Source organism: Pantoea sp. App145 (assembly GCF_047947045.1).
Lineage (GTDB): Bacteria > Pseudomonadota > Gammaproteobacteria > Enterobacterales > Enterobacteriaceae > Pantoea.
This window is the reverse complement of record NZ_CP133294.1, coordinates 296564-311500: the sequence shown is the minus strand read 5'-3', so window position 1 is coordinate 311500 and position 14937 is coordinate 296564. Positions and strand designations below refer to the sequence as shown.

Below are 14937 nucleotides of genomic sequence, written 5' to 3'. Positions count from 1 at the left end.
GGAATAAAATATGCTACAACATCTGTTGGACTTTATCTCAGGCAATCATATTGTCGATATGGTGAATGCCGACCCGATGATGGTGATCGCCATTGTTGCTGCCATTATCTTTTGTGAAACCGGGTTGGTTATTTTACCTTTCCTGCCGGGTGATTCCTTATTATTTACCTTGGGTGCTTTTTTACCGGCAACCCATCTTTCGCCACTGCTGATTATACTGGTGTTGATGGGTGCCGCTTTCCTCGGTAATACGCTGAATTACCATATCGGGAAAGGTGCCATTGGGCGTTTTATTCTTCACCGCAAATGGGTAAAAGAACAACACCGTTTAAAAGCAGAAACATTCTTCGAGAAATATGGCAGCGCGACGGTTTTTATCAGTCGCTTTGTGCCGATTGTTCGCAGCCTCGCGCCTTTTATGGCTGGTTTATCTTCAATGCCACGCACGAAGTTTCTGCTGTGGAATCTGGCCGGTGCGGTTGCCTGGTGTGGCGGGTTTGTCACCCTGGGATATTTTCTCGGTGATTTGGCCTGGGTACGCGACCATCGTGAATGGCTGGCGCTACTGATCGTTGCATTCTCGCTGTTGCCGGTGGTGTCGGCGTTTCTGCGCCCGGCAGCACAGGATCTGCCATGAGAGTATTGTTGGTCGAAGATGACCGCATGATTGGCTCTGCGGTCGAGGCGGCACTTAAGGATGCCTCGTACGCTACGGACTGGGTACGTGACGGTGCGCAGGCGTTACTCAGCCTGGAAACGCATGACTACGATCTGGTGCTGCTCGATCTCGGCCTGCCTTGCCGTAACGGTTTCGAGGTGCTGCGCGAGGTGCGCGGGGGTGGTAACCCGGTGCCGCTGGTGATTGTCACCGCGCGTGATGCGCTGGAAGACCGTTTGCAGGGCCTGGATTCCGGCGCGGACGATTACATTTTAAAACCCTTCGAAATGAGCGAACTGCTGGCGCGCGCCAGGGCAGTGATGCGGCGTAAAGCGGGTCATGCCACCCCGCTATTAAGTAACGGCATCCTCGTGCTCGATCCGGCGACACGTGAAGTGCTGCATGTTGCCAGCAATCAAAGATACAGCTTATCCGGCAGGGAATATGCCCTGTTGCAGGCGTTGCTGATGCAACCGGGGCAAATCTTCTCTCGTAACGAGCTGGAAGGAAAAATCTACGGCTGGGGCGAGGAAGTGGAAAGCAACGCGGTGGAATATTTTATCCATGCGTTGCGCAAGAAATTAGGCAGTGATGCCATCAGGAATATCCGGGGCGTGGGATGGAAAGTCTCAAAAAACGACTGAGCGACTCGGTGCAATTTCGCCTGTCTTTTGTCCTGTGCATGGCGATAGGTGGAATCGCGCTGCTGAGCGGCGTGCTGGGCTTTCTCTCCGCCTGGGATGAGGCGCATGAATTGCAGGACTCCTCGTTGCAGCAAATTGCCAGCCTCGCCAAAGACGGCATGCTGACACCACGCAGCAGCAGTTTTATCAGCCCGCCGCTCCAGGATGAGGAAGCATCGCGCATCCTTGTGCACTTCATCCTGCCAGGTGATCAGGCACCGGATCGTTTTGGCTGGCCGCGTCAGTTGCCTGCGGGGTTCTATACGCTGCCGATTGATCACCACAGCTACCGTGTGCTGATTGAGGATGTGCATGATGGCATCCGGCTGGCGGTCGCGCAGCGTGCTTCGGTGCGCGAAAGTGTCGCGCTGTGGTCAGCCCTGCGCACCCTGGTGCCGTTCTGCATTTTGTTTCCGGTGCTGCTGTACCTGGCAGCCGATCTGGTCAGGAAAATTTTCAGGCCGATACGCAAACTGGCTGAGGACGTGGACCGGCAAAATGATGATCTCTGTATCGCTCTGAGTAACGAAACAATACCACGGGAGATCACCCCGTTTATTACCGCGATTAACCGCCTGCTGAAACGTGCGGCTGAATCAGTGGAGCTTCAGCGTCGTTTTGTGGCAGATGCCGCCCATGAGCTGCGTTCTCCGCTGACGGCGTTGATGCTCCAGGCCGAACGGCTGGAGTCCGCCGCCATGCCAGACGAAAGTCGTCAGCGGCTGACGAGTTTGCGCGAAGGGATGAAGCGGGCAGCCTGGCTGGTGGAACAATTACTCAGTCTGAGCCGGGCGCAGGGCGGCGAGATCAGCAAAATTCCTGCACCGGGCGATATCGCGGTGTTTGACGTGGTGAAGCAGGTGATATCCGATTTGCATCCGCTGGCGGAACAGAAATCAATCGATATCGGGGTGGTAGGCGAGAGTCAGGCAAAAATCGCGGCCCATCCCTCGGCGCTGTATACCGTATTACGCAATATCGTCCATAACGCGATTCTATATACGCCCGCGGAAGGCCGGATTGATATTGGTATTAATAATAATGAAACTTTCGTCTTTATTGAGGTGGAGGATTCCGGTCCCGGTATTCCCATTGATAAAAGGGAAAGAGTATTTGATGCATTTTATCGTATAGAAGGCAGCGATGTAACGGGCTCTGGGCTGGGTTTATCCATCGTTAGCGCTATGGTGGCGCGCATGAAAGGGGAAGTAAAACTTACTGACGCAACTCAGGCTATTTCCGGGCTAAAAGTCAGTATTACTTTGCCATTATCTTAATATCCACAAGGAGAACACGATGTTTCTGACTTCTGAAACGGCAGGAAAGATTAACGACACCCTTTTTCTGCTGATTAATGCTCCGGTACACGCATCATCCTTAATGCTGACAATAGGCAATGCCTGTGCCGCCTGGCTGGTTTTTATTTTCCCTCTTGCGCTACTTATTTACTGGTTCAGTTTTAAAACGGAAAAACAACAGGTGGCTTTACTGGCGCTGGTATCAGCCCTGCTGGCGTTATCCGTTAACCTGGTCATTGGCGATTTCTTTCCGCATCCCCGGCCATTTATGGTGCCGATTGGCCACACCTTTATTAGCCATGTGGCAGATTCCTCCTTTCCGAGTGACCATATGACGCTGGCCTGTGCCGTCGCCTTTAGTTTCCTGTTAGGGCAACGGATTTATACCGGAGTCAGTCTGTTGCTGTTAAGCCTGTTTATTGCCTGGGGGCGGATTTATATGGGGGTGCATTTCCCGGCCGATATGCTGGGCTCAGTTCTGGTGGCCTGGTTCTGTTCATGGGGCGTGAAAAAAACCGAATACATCCTGATTCCGCTGTTTAAGCAGCTGTATCGACTGAATGATGCTATTTTTGGTTACCTGCGAAATACCCGCGTAAAACATTAATGAGTTGTAGCGGCGCGATTTATCGCGCAATAAATTACGCCGCTACGGATTTAATTACTGACTTTTCTGATGATAAACCGGTGAACTCACGGATTTATCGGTCATCGGATGCAATGCATCGTCGTTATTATAATGGTGGAAGGGTTCCGCATCACCCATATTGATTTTGCTTTCCTGCAAATCGAACGGGTAATTTTCATGGGTTTTACTGGGATTGGGATGCCAGCTGGCTGGCGTCAATAGCCAGGTATTGGCGGTGCGTTCAACACCGGTATTGGCTTCTACCTGCGTAACTGCCAGCAAAGATAATGCACCAAGTAAAATAACAATGAGTTTCTGTTTCATAGGGTCACCTCGTGGTTTAACGATTACTGTTTTGTTTACAGCATCATTTTCTCACGCGGGTGGTGACCCGGCCGAAACGGGGAGATGACAATTTTGTCAGATCGGGGTATCCGGCAATATCAGGGTAAAGGTACTGCCCTTATTTAAAGCACTTCCGACACTGACTTTGCCGCCGTGCAATTCCGCAATGGTTTTGACGATAGCCAAACCCAGCCCGGTATTTTCCGCGCTGCTTCTCGATTCATCCGCGCGATAGAAACGCTCAAATAAATGCGGAATATGCTCAGATGCGACCCCTTCACCATTATCCGTCACGCTGAAATACAGCCAGCCATTCTCCCGCCGTGCGTTGAGGCTAATGTGTCCACCCGACGGCGTATAATGCAGCGCATTGGATAACAGGTTGGCCATCGCCCGCTGGAAATGCAGCGGATCGGCAGCAAAGGTTAAAGCACCTTGTTGGGTGAGGGTAATATTTTTCTCTTCTGCCAGAATCTCGTAAAAACCCGTCAGGCGTCTGAATTCGGTCTCGCTATTTAGCGTCTCTTTCTTCAGCGGTTCGCGGCTGTTATCGGCGCGCGCCAGAAACAGCATCGAGGAAATGGTGCGCGACAGCCGTTCACCTTCTTCCACAATCGCCTCCAGCGTTTCCTGATATTCCGCCGGACTACGCGGCTGATTGAGGGTAACGCTGGCGGCAGAAATCAGGTTATTGATCGGGCCGCGCAGCTCATGTGCCAGATCGGAGGAAAAGCGCGTCAGTTGGGCAAAAGACGCCTCCAGCCGGGTCATCATGCTATCGAATGATGTTGCCAGCACCACCAGCTCTGACGGCCAACGCTCGGTGGAAAGACGGGTATGCAGCTCCTCCACATTGATGTTCTCAATCTGACGGCTGATCACGCGTAATGGCTGCAATCCGCGGCGCGCCAGGCCGTAACCACAGGCAGCAAATAGCAGGATCGCCAGCGCCGCGGCGATTTGCATCCGCGCCCAGTAGTTCTCAATGATTTCATTGTTGCGGGAAACATTCAGCGCCGCCTGCACGGTCCAGAGTTCTTTGTCTTTCAGGGTGAAGGTGGTGGCGGTGATCAGATATTTTTCATGATGATCGCCATCACGATGCCGCCAGCTGGAGTAATTAAAGCGGGTTGTGGGAGCAGGGTAATTGGCTTCAGGGACGCGCATGTTCTTCGATTGCGACCAGATCTTGCCATCGGGACTGATAATGCGCAGCGACAGGCGATCCTGCTCGGCGATAAATTCAAACAGCTCGTTTTGCCACTGCTCCTGTGGCCCCTGGCGTTCACTGATGGTGCCGGCAATTTCCTTCTGGATCTGTAAGGTGCTGCGCAGTTCATTGACATCTTTGGTATTCAGCTGATCGCGTAAGGTTTGATACAGCAACCCGGAAACGCTATACAACACAATGGCCATCGCCACGGAAAAGAACAACGTCAGACGAACGGTGATCGGGACATTACGGGGTATCAGCATGCTCTTGTTTTTCCAACACATAACCTGCGCCGCGAATAGTGTGCAGCAGTTTTACATCATAGTTATCATCAATCTTACCGCGCAGACGCCGTATCGCCACATCAATCACGTTAGTTTCCGGGTCGAAGTTCATATCCCACACCTGCTCAGCTATCACCGTGCGCGACAATACTTCGCCGCTGCGCCGCATCAGCAGGCTTAGCAGCAGGAATTCTTTTTGTGTCAGTTCGATACGGTTACCATCGCGGGTCACTTTGTGTTTAACAAAATCGAGCACCAACCCGCCAATCTGCAATTGCGACTCGTCACTGACCACCACATTGTTGCTGGTCTGGCGGCGCAGGATTACCCGCGCACGGGCCAGCAGTTCGCTGAAGGAAAAAGGTTTGATCAGATAATCTTCTGCACCCAGCTCCAGCCCTTTGACGCGATCCTCGACATCATCACGCGCGGTGAGGAACATCACCGGGGTGGCGCGTCCCGCCTGACGCGCCATTTCCAGTAGCTTCCAGCCATTGATGCCTGGCAGCATCACATCAAGGATCGCCAGGTCATAATCGTTGGTCAGCAGCAGATGCAGGCCATCGATACCGTTAGCTGCCACATCCACCACAAAATCGTTCTCTCTTAAGCCTTTGGCGATGTAATCCGCCGCCATACTTTGATCTTCTACTAACAACAGTCTCATGGTTCCTCCGTCGCATGGGTCAGCGCGTCCAGACGGGCACCCGTGCGGTCAAACAGCAGATACAGCACAGGCGTAATGAATAAAGTAATAAACTGCGAGAACACCAGCCCACCCACTACCGCCACACCCATTGGCTGACGCAGCTCGGCACCGGCACCCCAGCCGCAGGCGATGGGCAGGGCACCCATAATGGCGCACAGGGTTGTCATCATTATCGGACGAAAACGCTGTAAGCAGGCCTGAATAATGGCGTCATGCGCACTCATACCCTGTTCCCGCTGCGCTGACAGTGCGAAGTCGATCATCATGATGGCGTTCTTTTTCACGATACCAATCAACAGCAGAATACCAATCATGGCGATAAAGGTCAGATCCAGCTGCATCAGGCGTAGCGCCATCAGTGCTCCTACCGCCGCCGAGGGCAGCCCCAGCAAAATGGTCACCGGATGGATCCAGCTTTCATATAGCATACCCAGAATCACATAAATCACCGCCAGAGCCAGCACAATCAGCCAGACCTGGCTGGTCTGTGACTGTTGGAACAACGCCGCCTGTCCGGCATAGCTGCCAAACACGGTGGACGGCAGATTGATATTATTCTCCGCCTGAGTGATGGCCTGGGTGGCATCCGACAGGGACTTGCCCGGCGCCAGGTCAAAGGAGATGGTAATTGCAGGCAGCTGTCCCTGATGATTCACCGCCGTGACACCCTGTACGCGACTGATATGGGTAAAGGTGGAGAGCGGCAGCAGGTCATTGGAGGAGGATCGGACGTAAATCTGTGACAAATCGCTCTCGTCCTGGCGGAACGGCTGCTGCACTTCCATGATTACTTCATAGCTGTCTTCCGGGGCATAAATAGTGGAAGCCTGCAAGGTACCGAAAGCGTCGTACAGATTGTTGCGGATCTGGTCCACATCCACGCCAAGTAGCGAGGCTTTGTTGCGGTCGATGGTCAGCTGCGCCTGCAGGCCATTAAGCTGGGCATCGCTGTTGACGCCAACAAACACGCCGCTTTTGTTCATCTCCGCCATCAACTGGTTGGTGTAATCATTCAGGCTCAGGCCACTGCTGCTACTGACAGATTGCAGGGTGTACTGGTAAGTACTTTTCGCCGAACGGCCACCCACTTTGAAGTTCTGCACCGGGCTGAAGTACACCTTAATGCCGGGCAGATAGCTGGTTTCGCTGCGCAGCTGCTGCAACACCTGCGCCATCGCCGGGCGCTGGCTTTGATCCTTCAGGGTCAGATTTAGCTGGGTGGTGTCGTGGTCCACTTTGGTCACAATGGTCTCGACCGCGCTGTCTTTCAGCAGGGTGTTCCCGAGCTGGAAAGCCACGTTCTTGCGTGCGTCATAGGACATATCCTGCGGCGTATCGATATTGGCCGTCACCTGGCCGATATCCTCCTGGGGAAAGAACCCTTTGGGGGCGCTGACATACAGCCAGGCAGTCAGCGCCACCGTCAGTGCTGCCACCGACAACATAACCGTGCGGTGATCCACCGCCCAGTTCAGGCCCTGGGCATAGCGCTGCCGCAGGTTTTCAAACATCCGTTCAAACAGCTGGCTCCAGGCCGGTTCCGGTTTATCCTGATGGGGATCGTGGCGAAACAGCATCGGTACTAACAACGGAATGATGGTCAGTGACGCCGCAGCAGAAACCAGAATGGCGAGGGACACCACCCAGGCAAATTCGTGAAACAGCAGGCCCATGGTGCCGGGCATAAAGAAGATCGGGATAAACACCGCCACCAGGGAAAGCGAGATCGAGACCACCGTAAAGCCGACCTCTTTAACCCCTTTCAGCGCCGCCTGCTTAGGCTCCATCCCTTCCTCGATATAGCGCATGATGTTTTCCAGCACCACGATGGCGTCATCGACCACCAGGCCGACGGCAATCGTCAGCCCCATTAGCGAGATATTGTCGAGGCTCAGGCCAAAGGCGTACATCAGGGCAAAGGATCCCAGCAGCGAGATGGGCACGCTGAGCGCCGGGATCACCGTGGCACGCACATGGCGCAGGAACAGCAGAATCACCATGATCACCAGTGCGATGGTCAGCAGCAGGGTGATATTTACATCGTGGATCGCGTTACGAATCGAGATAGAACGGTCATTAAGCAGCTGCATATGCACCGATGACGGCATCTGCTGCTGCAACTTAGGCATCAGCTGTTTGATGCTGTCCAGCGTCGCCACCAGGTTAGCACCCGGCTGGCGGGTGATACTCAGCACGATAGCGGTGTGATTGTTGACTGCACTGTGGCTAAGGGTGTTTTCGATGCTGTCCTGTACGCTGGCGATATCAGACAGGCGCACCGGCTGACCGTTGCGCGTTGCCACCACCACATTGCTGAAATCGCTGGCATTGCGCAGATCGCCGCTGGTCTGCAACATCATCATCTGCCGTTTGCCATCCAGTTCACCCACCGGGGAATTGTCATTGGCGGCCTTCAAGGCGGTGTGCAGTTCTTCCAGCGTCATGTCCGTCGCGGCGAGTTTGGCCGGATCGACTTCGACCCGCACCGCATAACGTTTCTGGCCGATCACCGTCACTTCCGCCACCCCTTTGATCATCGACAGCGAGGGTGAAATCAGATCGTCCGAATAGCGGTTAAGGTCCGACAGGGTCATGGACGGGGAGTCGAGACTGATCTGCGCAATCGGTGCGTCTGCCGGGTTTACCTTTTTAAAGGTGGGCGGAGTGGTCATCTGCGACGGCAGTTTTTTTAACGACTGGTATAACGCCGCCTGCACATCCACCGAGGCCGAATCAATGTTCACCGAGGGATCGAATTCCAGCACGATGGTGGTCGCGCCTTCCAGGTTGGTCGAGGTCATCATCGCCACACCGGGAATGGTCGCCAGATTTTTCTCCAGCGGCGTGGCAACCGAGGAAGCCATGGTTTCCGGGCTGGCACCGGAAAGTGACGCGTTGACTTTAATGGTCGGAGTATCGAAGGTTGGCAGGGCGGCCACTGGCAGATTATTCCAGCACACCACACCCGCCACCATCACGGCAATCCACAACAGCAGCACGGCAATGGGCCGCTGCAAACAGAGTTCTGAGAATTTCATGGCTGCATCATCGCCTTATCAATGTTGCTGGCGATCTGCACAGTGATGCCAGGGCGCAGATTGTTTGCACCTTCATTCACGACTTTGGTCCCCTGGGAAATGCCGGTAACCACCGCTAACGACTGCTGAATGCGCAGGAGCGTCACCGGTTTAACCGCCGCCTGATTATGCTTGTCGACAACATAAACAAAATGCCCATCCGGTCCGTTCTGCACCGCCTGCGGTGGCAGCACCACGGCGTCCGGGGTGACACCTGCATCCACTTTTACATTCTGGAACAGGCCCGGCCACAGCAGGGTATTGCTGTTGCTGAACTGGGCTTTGAGGGTGATGGTGCCGCTGGCGGTGCTGACGCTGTTATCGATGAAATCCAGCTTACCGGCAGTCGGTGTGCCGCTGGCATTCTCCACCCACACGGTCACCGGCCCCTTTGCCTGAGCCGTCAGCACGGGTTTCAGGTCTTTTTCCGGCAAGGTAAAGGACACGCCAATCGGATCGAACTGCATCAGTGAAACCAGTGGCAGGGTGCTGCCGGGCTGCACCAGACTGCCCGGATGGACATTGAGCGCGCCGGTTTTTCCGTTGACCGGTGCCACGATACGGGTGTAGCCGAGCGTCACGTCGGCGGTCTGCACATCCTGCTGCGCCGCTTTGTACTGCGCCTGATACTGCTGGACGTTACTTTGCAGCGTGTCCCAGTCAGACATGGAAATGTAGTTTTTTGCTTTCAGCGCTCGACCGCGTTGCAGGTCATTTTGCGCTTTGACCAGCAAAGCTTTGGATTCGCCTAACGCCGCCACCGCACGATCGTAAGCCGCGCTCTGGCTGGCATTGTCGAGGGTGAATAGCAGTTGTCCGGCTTTAACAAAATCCCCTTCATGGAAAGCCACCGTCTTCACCGTGCCGGTAATCTGCGCCTGAATATCGACCTGATTCAGCGCGATGATATGCCCCTGGGTGGTCAGGGTGATGGGCAATGGCTTGACCGTGGCGGTCACCATGCTGACTAACGGCGCGGAGTGCGCGGGTTTCATCGCCGCATCGGCTTGTTGTCGTGGCCAGAAATACCAGCTGCCGCAGCCAATCACCAAACCGGCGATCAGTAATAACGTTCCTTTATGTCGAAGATCCATGGTGCCTCAAAGCGATAAACTCATTTGCGCCAGTTTATCGAATGGCTCCGAACAAAAAGGAAAAGGGAAGATGACAAATTTGTCATCTTCGGTTTGGCACGATGTGGATTGGCGGCTGGTTGCACCAGGATGATCGCTTTGCGCTAATAAAACCATGCCCCCCGAAATAATATTGTTCAACCGCTTTCCGCGCGGACTTTTTATATTTTTTTTAATTTTTACCGGCTGGTAAAAATAGACTTTATTGCGCGTAAATGGTGCAGGCTGCACCTGAATGGATAACGCTCACTCGCCGCAAAGTTAAAAAAATATAAGTAATTTGTATACCTTTATGAGATCAATATGTTAGCGGCGGCTCAGGCTGCTATGCACCCCTGCAAATATCATGAGTCTGCTTTTTCTGTTGATTTTTAATGATTTTATCCGTCTTTTTAACCATGTTGAAACTGATTGACAAAAGTCAAATTGTTGACAATCATCAATCCGCAGTTCAGGGGAAAATACGTATAACGCCATTCAAGATGAGAAAGCACTATGTTTAAAAAATTGAAAACAGTGTTGTTCAGTTTGCTCGTATTATTACTTGCCGTGAATGTTGCCAACGCCAGAACGTTAGATGAAATTATTAAAAGTGGGGTGCTGCGTGTCGGTGTATTACCTAATTCACCGCCGCAATCTTCGATCGGTGCCACCAATCAGCTGGAAGGCTTTGATGTCGATGTGGCAAATAAACTGGCCAGCGAATTAGGGGTGAAAACCGAATTCGTGATGACCGAAATTGCCCAGCGCGTGCCTTTCCTGGTTGCTGACCGCATTGATATTTGTCTGGGCGGGTTAACCCGTACCGTCGAACGTGCCAAATCCATCAGCTATACCGTGCCGCTGCATACCGAATCGATGGGAGTGCTGACCACCAATAAACTCGCTATCAACAGCTGGAAAGAGTTGAATGACGAGAAATACACCCTGGTGCTGATTCGCGGTGTCTGGACGGCGGATTTCCTCAAACAGAACCTGCCAAAAGCGAAAATCCTCTATGTCGATACCATGGCCGATACCATTCGCGCGCTGGCGCAGGGCCGTGCCGATGCGCTGGTGGAGAACATTGAGTTCTATGTCCCTTTCACCAAAAACTACCCCAATGTGCAATGGAAGGTGTTACCGGAAGCGCTGAATACCGCTTACGACGGCATTGGTCTGGCACAGAACAACACCGCGCTGCGCGATGTACTCAACATCGCCCTGTATGACATGCACACCAGCGGCTTCGTTAACCAGACATGGGAGAAGTGGTTTAAAGCACCGATGCTGGTGAAAGTGGTGCCGTCACCGTACTTCTGATGTCAGGGCGCAGCTGCCCGGGAGTGAATTGCTATGCATTACAGTTTTCAGTTTGGTGAGGTGTTAAAACACTGGCCTGATCTGCTGTCGGGAGCGCTGATTACGCTGCTGGTTGCGTTTCTCGCCTTCTGGATTGGCTGCGTGATTGGGCTGCTCGGCGCATTAGCCGGGCAGCACGCGCGCCCCGGTCTGCGTCGGCTGGTGCGCGCTTATGTGGTGTTCTTCACCAACACGCCATCGCTGATTCAGATCTTCGTGCTGTTTTATGGATTGCCGGATTTTGGCATCGTGCTGTCGCCGATGACGGCGGTGTTGATTGGGTTGTCGCTGAATGCCGGTGCCTACCTTACCGATATCATGCGCAGCGGATTGGTGTCGGTGAGTCAAACCGAACTGGAAGCCGCTGCCACACTGAATATGTCGCGTTTCCAGAGCTTCCGTTTTGTCACTCTGCCGCATCTGGCAAAAACCATCTATCCGCTACTGTCCAACTTCTTTATCTGGATCCTGCTGGGCAGCTCGATTGGCGGGCTGTTCGGCGTCAACGAACTGACCGGAGCGGTGATTGAGATCAGCTCCAGCACCTTCCGCAGCATTGAGTCGTTTGTGGTCGCTGCCGGGATGTATGTGGTGCTGACCTTTATCGCCAGTGCCTTTCTGTATGCCATTGGCTACTGGTGTTTCCGTGTCCGGGCGAGGTTTATCTGATGCTTACCTTATCGCAGCAATTAACCAATTTGTTCAGCCAGTTCACGCTGGAATTTATCCTTCAGGCAGCGCTGAATACCCTGAGCCTGTCGGCGATCGGTTGTTCGGTGGGTTTGCTGGTGGGCTTTTTCATTGCCTGTTTGCGCCACACGCGTCACGTGGCTTTCCTGCCGCTGCGTGTGCTGGCGATTGTGGCGGTTGAACTGCTGCGCCGTATTCCGTTTCTGGTCACGCTGTTCCTGGTATTTTTTCTGTTTCAGGGTTTCGGCTACAGCCTGTCGTTCTATACCATCGCGCTGATTTCGGTGTGCCTGATTTCCAGCGCTTATATGGCGGAGATCTTTCGTACTGGCTTCGAGTCGGTGCCGAAAACGCAGCTTGAGGCGGCGCAGACGCTGAACTTCAGCTATCGCCAGATGGTGTTTTACGTGATCGTGCCACAGGCATGGAAGGTGGTGATTCCGCCTGCCTTCAGTTTTATGGTGTCTTTTATTAAGGACACGGCGCTGGCGTCGCAGCTGGGGGTGATTGAACTGACGTTCTCCGCCAAAATCCTGATCAGTCGCGGCTATTCCGAGTTTCTGATTTATGGCGTGATTCTGCTGATCTACTTCGCCATGTCCTACCCGCTGAGTTTGCTGGGACAGTGGCTGGAGCGCCGTTTGGCCGCGCCCGGCAGCGTCGTCAGTCGCACCCCGTCACCGATCACAAAATCCCTTTCATCGTTAACGCCGCCGTAATAGCGCGCAGGAGTGAGGCTATGTCGCAGTTAGATATTGTTGAATTGAAGTGTTCCTACGGCGAGCATCGGGTGCTGGATGGTATCAACCTGACAGTGAAGCCTGGCGAAATTGTCAGCCTGATCGGCGGATCCGGTTCCGGGAAAAGCACGCTGTTGCGGGTGATTATGGGGCTGACCAAACCAGAAGGGGGCGCGGTACGTGTACAGAATGACGAAGTGGATTATGACTCGTTGCAAAGCGTGCGCGAGATCCGCGAAAAAGTCGCCATTGTGTTTCAGCAGTACAACCTGTTCCAGAACATGAGCGTGCTGCAAAACGTGATGGTGACACCGGTTAAAGTGCAGAAGCGCAATCAGAAAGTGGTGCGTGAGGAAGCGCTGGCGCTGCTGGACAAGGTCGGTATGCGCCATAAAGCCGACGCTTTTCCGGCCAATCTGTCGGGTGGACAGCAGCAGCGTGTGGCGATCAGTCGCGCGCTGGCACTGAAGCCGCAAATTCTGTTGCTGGATGAAGTGACCTCAGCGCTGGACCCGGAACTGGTGGGTGAGGTGCTCAACACGGTACGCCAGTTATCACGCGATGGCATCACCATGATTCTGGTCTCACATGAGATGCGCTTTGTGCGCGAGGTGTCGCATAAGGTGGCGATGATGGATCAGGGTAAAATCATCGAATTTGGTCCCCCCGAAGAGATTTTCGGCGCACCAAAGCAGCAGCGTACCCAGGATTTTATGAAGAAAATCGCCTGGCATTAATTTATGGTGTTCTCACCCTTGTTCTAAGCTGCCTGAGCCTGTGCTCAGGCTTTTTCTTCACGGTGGAAGATTGTCGACAATCATCGACGACACCCGCTATGCTGTTTTTTTCTTAACTCAGGGATGTCTGACCGCTATGCCGATCAAAAAAGATGTCGTAAGCCGGGCGCAGCTGGTGCCAATGAACAACATTGCCAGCTCGGAACATGCGGCCGATCAGATTCGTGCCGCGATTATTAAAGGGTTATTCCGTCCGGGTGACCGACTGATTGAAAAAAACCTGACCGATCAACTTAATATCTCACGCCATCCGATCCGCGAAGCACTGCGACGCCTGAGCCAGGAAGGGCTGGTGGAGATGCGTCCCAATCGTGGTGCCGTAGTGGCGAAACTCGATCCTGCCAGCATTCTTGAAGTCTATGCCATTCGTTCCGCGCTCGGTGAACTGGCGTTGAAGGCGTTTCATGACAATCCGGCGCTGCCCTCGCATGACGAGATAAAAGCGCTGGAGAAAATGGCCACTTCAGCACTGAAACTGGCGCGTCAGGATAATCAGCAGGCCACCATTCAAAACGATCTGGAATTTCAGGAAACCATCGTGATTGCCAGTGGGCTGGAGCGTTGCGCGCGTTATTTTGCCGAAACCACGGTTGAGGTGCAGCGCTTCAACAACCTGACCGGCATTGTCTACACCGAGCGGGAAGCTGACGCGCAGAATTATGTGGTGGCTCTGCTGGAGGCAATCAAAGCTCACGACATCGACAAAGCGCTGGCGATCTGGAAAGACAAATTCGCTAAAGCGGTGGCGCGTTATATGGCGCTGCTGGAGAAAGAACAGAAACCAGCTAAAAGCATTAAAAAAGCGAAATAAATATACCTGGCGTAGCGGCGCGATTTATCGCGCGCCTTTGATTGGGGCACTGCGGTAAACAGCGCGATAAATCGCGCCGCTACGACACTATAACGCAATCACCAGCCGCTGCTGCGGCATCTCGCCTGCGCCGCGATAGGCGGTGATTTCCACTTCGAACAGATACTCTGGCCCGCCGAGAGGGGCACAGGTCACGCAGCTGGTGGGATCGATGCCACGATACTTCTCGCCGATAAACGCCATCACCGCTTTGACATCTTCCTGACGCGGAATAAACAGACGGGAACGCACCACATCAGCCAGCGAGGCGCCCACCGAGGCCAGCGCGCCCTCCACGTTACGAAAAGCCTGTTCAGCCTGGGCGACAGCGGTGTCTGGCATGGCGCGGGTTTTGTAGTCGCGTCCGGCGGTGAGCGACATGAAAATCCAGTCGCCCAGCACCAGTACACGAGAGTAGCTTTCCTGGTCTTCCAGAATGCTGCCTGATTTCACTTTTATGATTTCGTCGATCATGATGTTCCCTGGGGTTG

Annotated in this window: 16 protein-coding genes; 9 read left to right on the top strand and 7 right to left on the bottom strand. The window is 53.8% G+C overall.

What is annotated here, in order from left to right:
- Positions 1 to 10 precede the first annotated feature (10 nt).
- From RCF31_RS27975 to RCF31_RS27960, 4 genes are read left to right on the top strand one after another with little or no spacing between them, the layout of a single operon-like run.
- Positions 11 to 637: a DedA family protein gene (locus RCF31_RS27975; RefSeq protein ID WP_416414646.1), complete on the top strand. Its 627-nt coding sequence runs from the start codon at positions 11 to 13 to the stop codon at positions 635 to 637.
- Positions 634 to 1302, top strand: coding sequence for a response regulator transcription factor (locus RCF31_RS27970; RefSeq protein ID WP_416414645.1), 669 nt, complete (start codon positions 634 to 636; stop codon positions 1300 to 1302). The genes RCF31_RS27975 and RCF31_RS27970 overlap by 4 nt, the downstream gene beginning before the upstream one ends.
- Positions 1278 to 2618 (top strand): sensor histidine kinase, encoded by a 1341-nt coding sequence (locus tag RCF31_RS27965; protein ID WP_416414644.1) that lies wholly within the window; start codon positions 1278 to 1280, stop codon positions 2616 to 2618. Before RCF31_RS27970 ends, RCF31_RS27965 begins: the two co-directional genes overlap by 25 nt.
- Positions 2619 to 2637: 19 nt before the next feature.
- On the top strand, positions 2638 to 3246 hold the full coding sequence (locus RCF31_RS27960; protein ID WP_416414643.1) for an undecaprenyl-diphosphatase: 609 nt from the start codon (positions 2638 to 2640) through the stop codon (positions 3244 to 3246).
- 54 nt (positions 3247 to 3300) lie between these two features.
- Here the strand turns inward: RCF31_RS27960 and RCF31_RS27955 are convergent, their stop codons facing one another.
- The 6 genes from RCF31_RS27955 to RCF31_RS27930 all read right to left on the bottom strand — a co-directional run bounded on the left by RCF31_RS27955 (position 3301) and on the right by RCF31_RS27930 (position 10169).
- A complete protein-coding gene (locus RCF31_RS27955; RefSeq protein WP_332667721.1) occupies positions 3301 to 3591 on the bottom strand; it encodes a hypothetical protein in 291 nt (96 codons plus the stop codon).
- Positions 3592 to 3687: 96 nt separating this feature from the next.
- The gene (locus RCF31_RS27950; RefSeq protein ID WP_416414642.1) at positions 3688 to 5088 is read right to left on the bottom strand and encodes a heavy metal sensor histidine kinase; all 1401 of its coding nucleotides are present in this window, start codon (positions 5086 to 5088) and stop codon (positions 3688 to 3690) included.
- Positions 5072 to 5776: a heavy metal response regulator transcription factor gene (locus RCF31_RS27945; protein WP_416414641.1), complete on the bottom strand. Its 705-nt coding sequence runs from the start codon at positions 5774 to 5776 to the stop codon at positions 5072 to 5074. The genes RCF31_RS27950 and RCF31_RS27945 overlap by 17 nt, the downstream gene beginning before the upstream one ends.
- Positions 5773 to 8856 (bottom strand): efflux RND transporter permease subunit, encoded by a 3084-nt coding sequence (locus RCF31_RS27940; protein ID WP_299453849.1) that lies wholly within the window; start codon positions 8854 to 8856, stop codon positions 5773 to 5775. Before RCF31_RS27940 ends, RCF31_RS27945 begins: the two co-directional genes overlap by 4 nt.
- Entirely contained in the window at positions 8853 to 9989 is a 1137-nt protein-coding gene (locus RCF31_RS27935) for an efflux RND transporter periplasmic adaptor subunit (protein WP_416414640.1), read from the bottom strand. Before RCF31_RS27935 ends, RCF31_RS27940 begins: the two co-directional genes overlap by 4 nt.
- 6 nt (positions 9990 to 9995) lie before the next feature.
- Positions 9996 to 10169, bottom strand: a complete 174-nt coding sequence (locus tag RCF31_RS27930) for a hypothetical protein (RefSeq protein ID WP_416414639.1) — start codon at positions 10167 to 10169, stop codon at positions 9996 to 9998.
- A gap of 354 nt (positions 10170 to 10523) precedes the next feature.
- On the opposite strand from RCF31_RS27930, the gene RCF31_RS27925 reads away from it, so the two are divergent.
- From RCF31_RS27925 to RCF31_RS27905, 5 genes are all read left to right on the top strand, one after another.
- A complete protein-coding gene (locus RCF31_RS27925; protein WP_299453855.1) occupies positions 10524 to 11330 on the top strand; it encodes a transporter substrate-binding domain-containing protein in 807 nt (268 codons plus the stop codon).
- Positions 11331 to 11363: 33 nt separating this feature from the next.
- Positions 11364 to 12038, top strand: coding sequence for an amino acid ABC transporter permease (locus RCF31_RS27920; RefSeq protein WP_332667708.1), 675 nt, complete (start codon positions 11364 to 11366; stop codon positions 12036 to 12038).
- Entirely contained in the window at positions 12038 to 12778 is a 741-nt protein-coding gene (locus tag RCF31_RS27915) for an amino acid ABC transporter permease (RefSeq protein WP_416414638.1), read from the top strand. Before RCF31_RS27920 ends, RCF31_RS27915 begins: the two co-directional genes overlap by 1 nt.
- Positions 12779 to 12798: 20 nt before the next feature.
- Complete coding sequence (locus tag RCF31_RS27910) at positions 12799 to 13536, top strand: amino acid ABC transporter ATP-binding protein (RefSeq protein WP_416414637.1); 738 nt, start codon at positions 12799 to 12801, stop codon at positions 13534 to 13536.
- Between the two features lie 136 nt (positions 13537 to 13672).
- Positions 13673 to 14407, top strand: a complete 735-nt coding sequence (locus RCF31_RS27905) for a GntR family transcriptional regulator (protein WP_416414636.1) — start codon at positions 13673 to 13675, stop codon at positions 14405 to 14407.
- Positions 14408 to 14494: 87 nt separating this feature from the next.
- On the opposite strand, the gene RCF31_RS27900 is transcribed toward RCF31_RS27905, so the two are convergent.
- Positions 14495 to 14920 (bottom strand): Rid family hydrolase, encoded by a 426-nt coding sequence (locus tag RCF31_RS27900; protein WP_332667700.1) that lies wholly within the window; start codon positions 14918 to 14920, stop codon positions 14495 to 14497.
- Positions 14921 to 14937: the final 17 nt, after the last annotated feature.

Bases quoted from the DNA above. Each gene is read 5' to 3' on its own strand.
- RCF31_RS27900 (WP_332667700.1), bottom strand. From the start codon at position 14,920: ATGATCGACGAAATCATAAAAGTGAAATCAGGCAGCATTCTGGAAGAC.
- RCF31_RS27940 (WP_299453849.1), bottom strand. From the start codon at position 8,856: ATGAAATTCTCAGAACTCTGTTTGCAGCGGCCCATTGCCGTGCTGCTG.
- RCF31_RS27945 (WP_416414641.1), bottom strand. From the start codon at position 5,776: ATGAGACTGTTGTTAGTAGAAGATCAAAGTATGGCGGCGGATTACATC.
- RCF31_RS27950 (WP_416414642.1), bottom strand. From the start codon at position 5,088: ATGCTGATACCCCGTAATGTCCCGATCACCGTTCGTCTGACGTTGTTC.
- RCF31_RS27970 (WP_416414645.1), top strand. From the start codon at position 634: ATGAGAGTATTGTTGGTCGAAGATGACCGCATGATTGGCTCTGCGGTC.
- RCF31_RS27925 (WP_299453855.1), top strand. From the start codon at position 10,524: ATGTTTAAAAAATTGAAAACAGTGTTGTTCAGTTTGCTCGTATTATTA.
- RCF31_RS27910 (WP_416414637.1), top strand. From the start codon at position 12,799: ATGTCGCAGTTAGATATTGTTGAATTGAAGTGTTCCTACGGCGAGCAT.
- RCF31_RS27920 (WP_332667708.1), top strand. From the start codon at position 11,364: ATGCATTACAGTTTTCAGTTTGGTGAGGTGTTAAAACACTGGCCTGAT.
- RCF31_RS27965 (WP_416414644.1), top strand. From the start codon at position 1,278: ATGGAAAGTCTCAAAAAACGACTGAGCGACTCGGTGCAATTTCGCCTG.
- RCF31_RS27955 (WP_332667721.1), bottom strand. From the start codon at position 3,591: ATGAAACAGAAACTCATTGTTATTTTACTTGGTGCATTATCTTTGCTG.
- RCF31_RS27915 (WP_416414638.1), top strand. From the start codon at position 12,038: ATGCTTACCTTATCGCAGCAATTAACCAATTTGTTCAGCCAGTTCACG.
- RCF31_RS27960 (WP_416414643.1), top strand. From the start codon at position 2,638: ATGTTTCTGACTTCTGAAACGGCAGGAAAGATTAACGACACCCTTTTT.
- RCF31_RS27975 (WP_416414646.1), top strand. From the start codon at position 11: ATGCTACAACATCTGTTGGACTTTATCTCAGGCAATCATATTGTCGAT.
- RCF31_RS27905 (WP_416414636.1), top strand. From the start codon at position 13,673: ATGCCGATCAAAAAAGATGTCGTAAGCCGGGCGCAGCTGGTGCCAATG.
- RCF31_RS27935 (WP_416414640.1), bottom strand. From the start codon at position 9,989: ATGGATCTTCGACATAAAGGAACGTTATTACTGATCGCCGGTTTGGTG.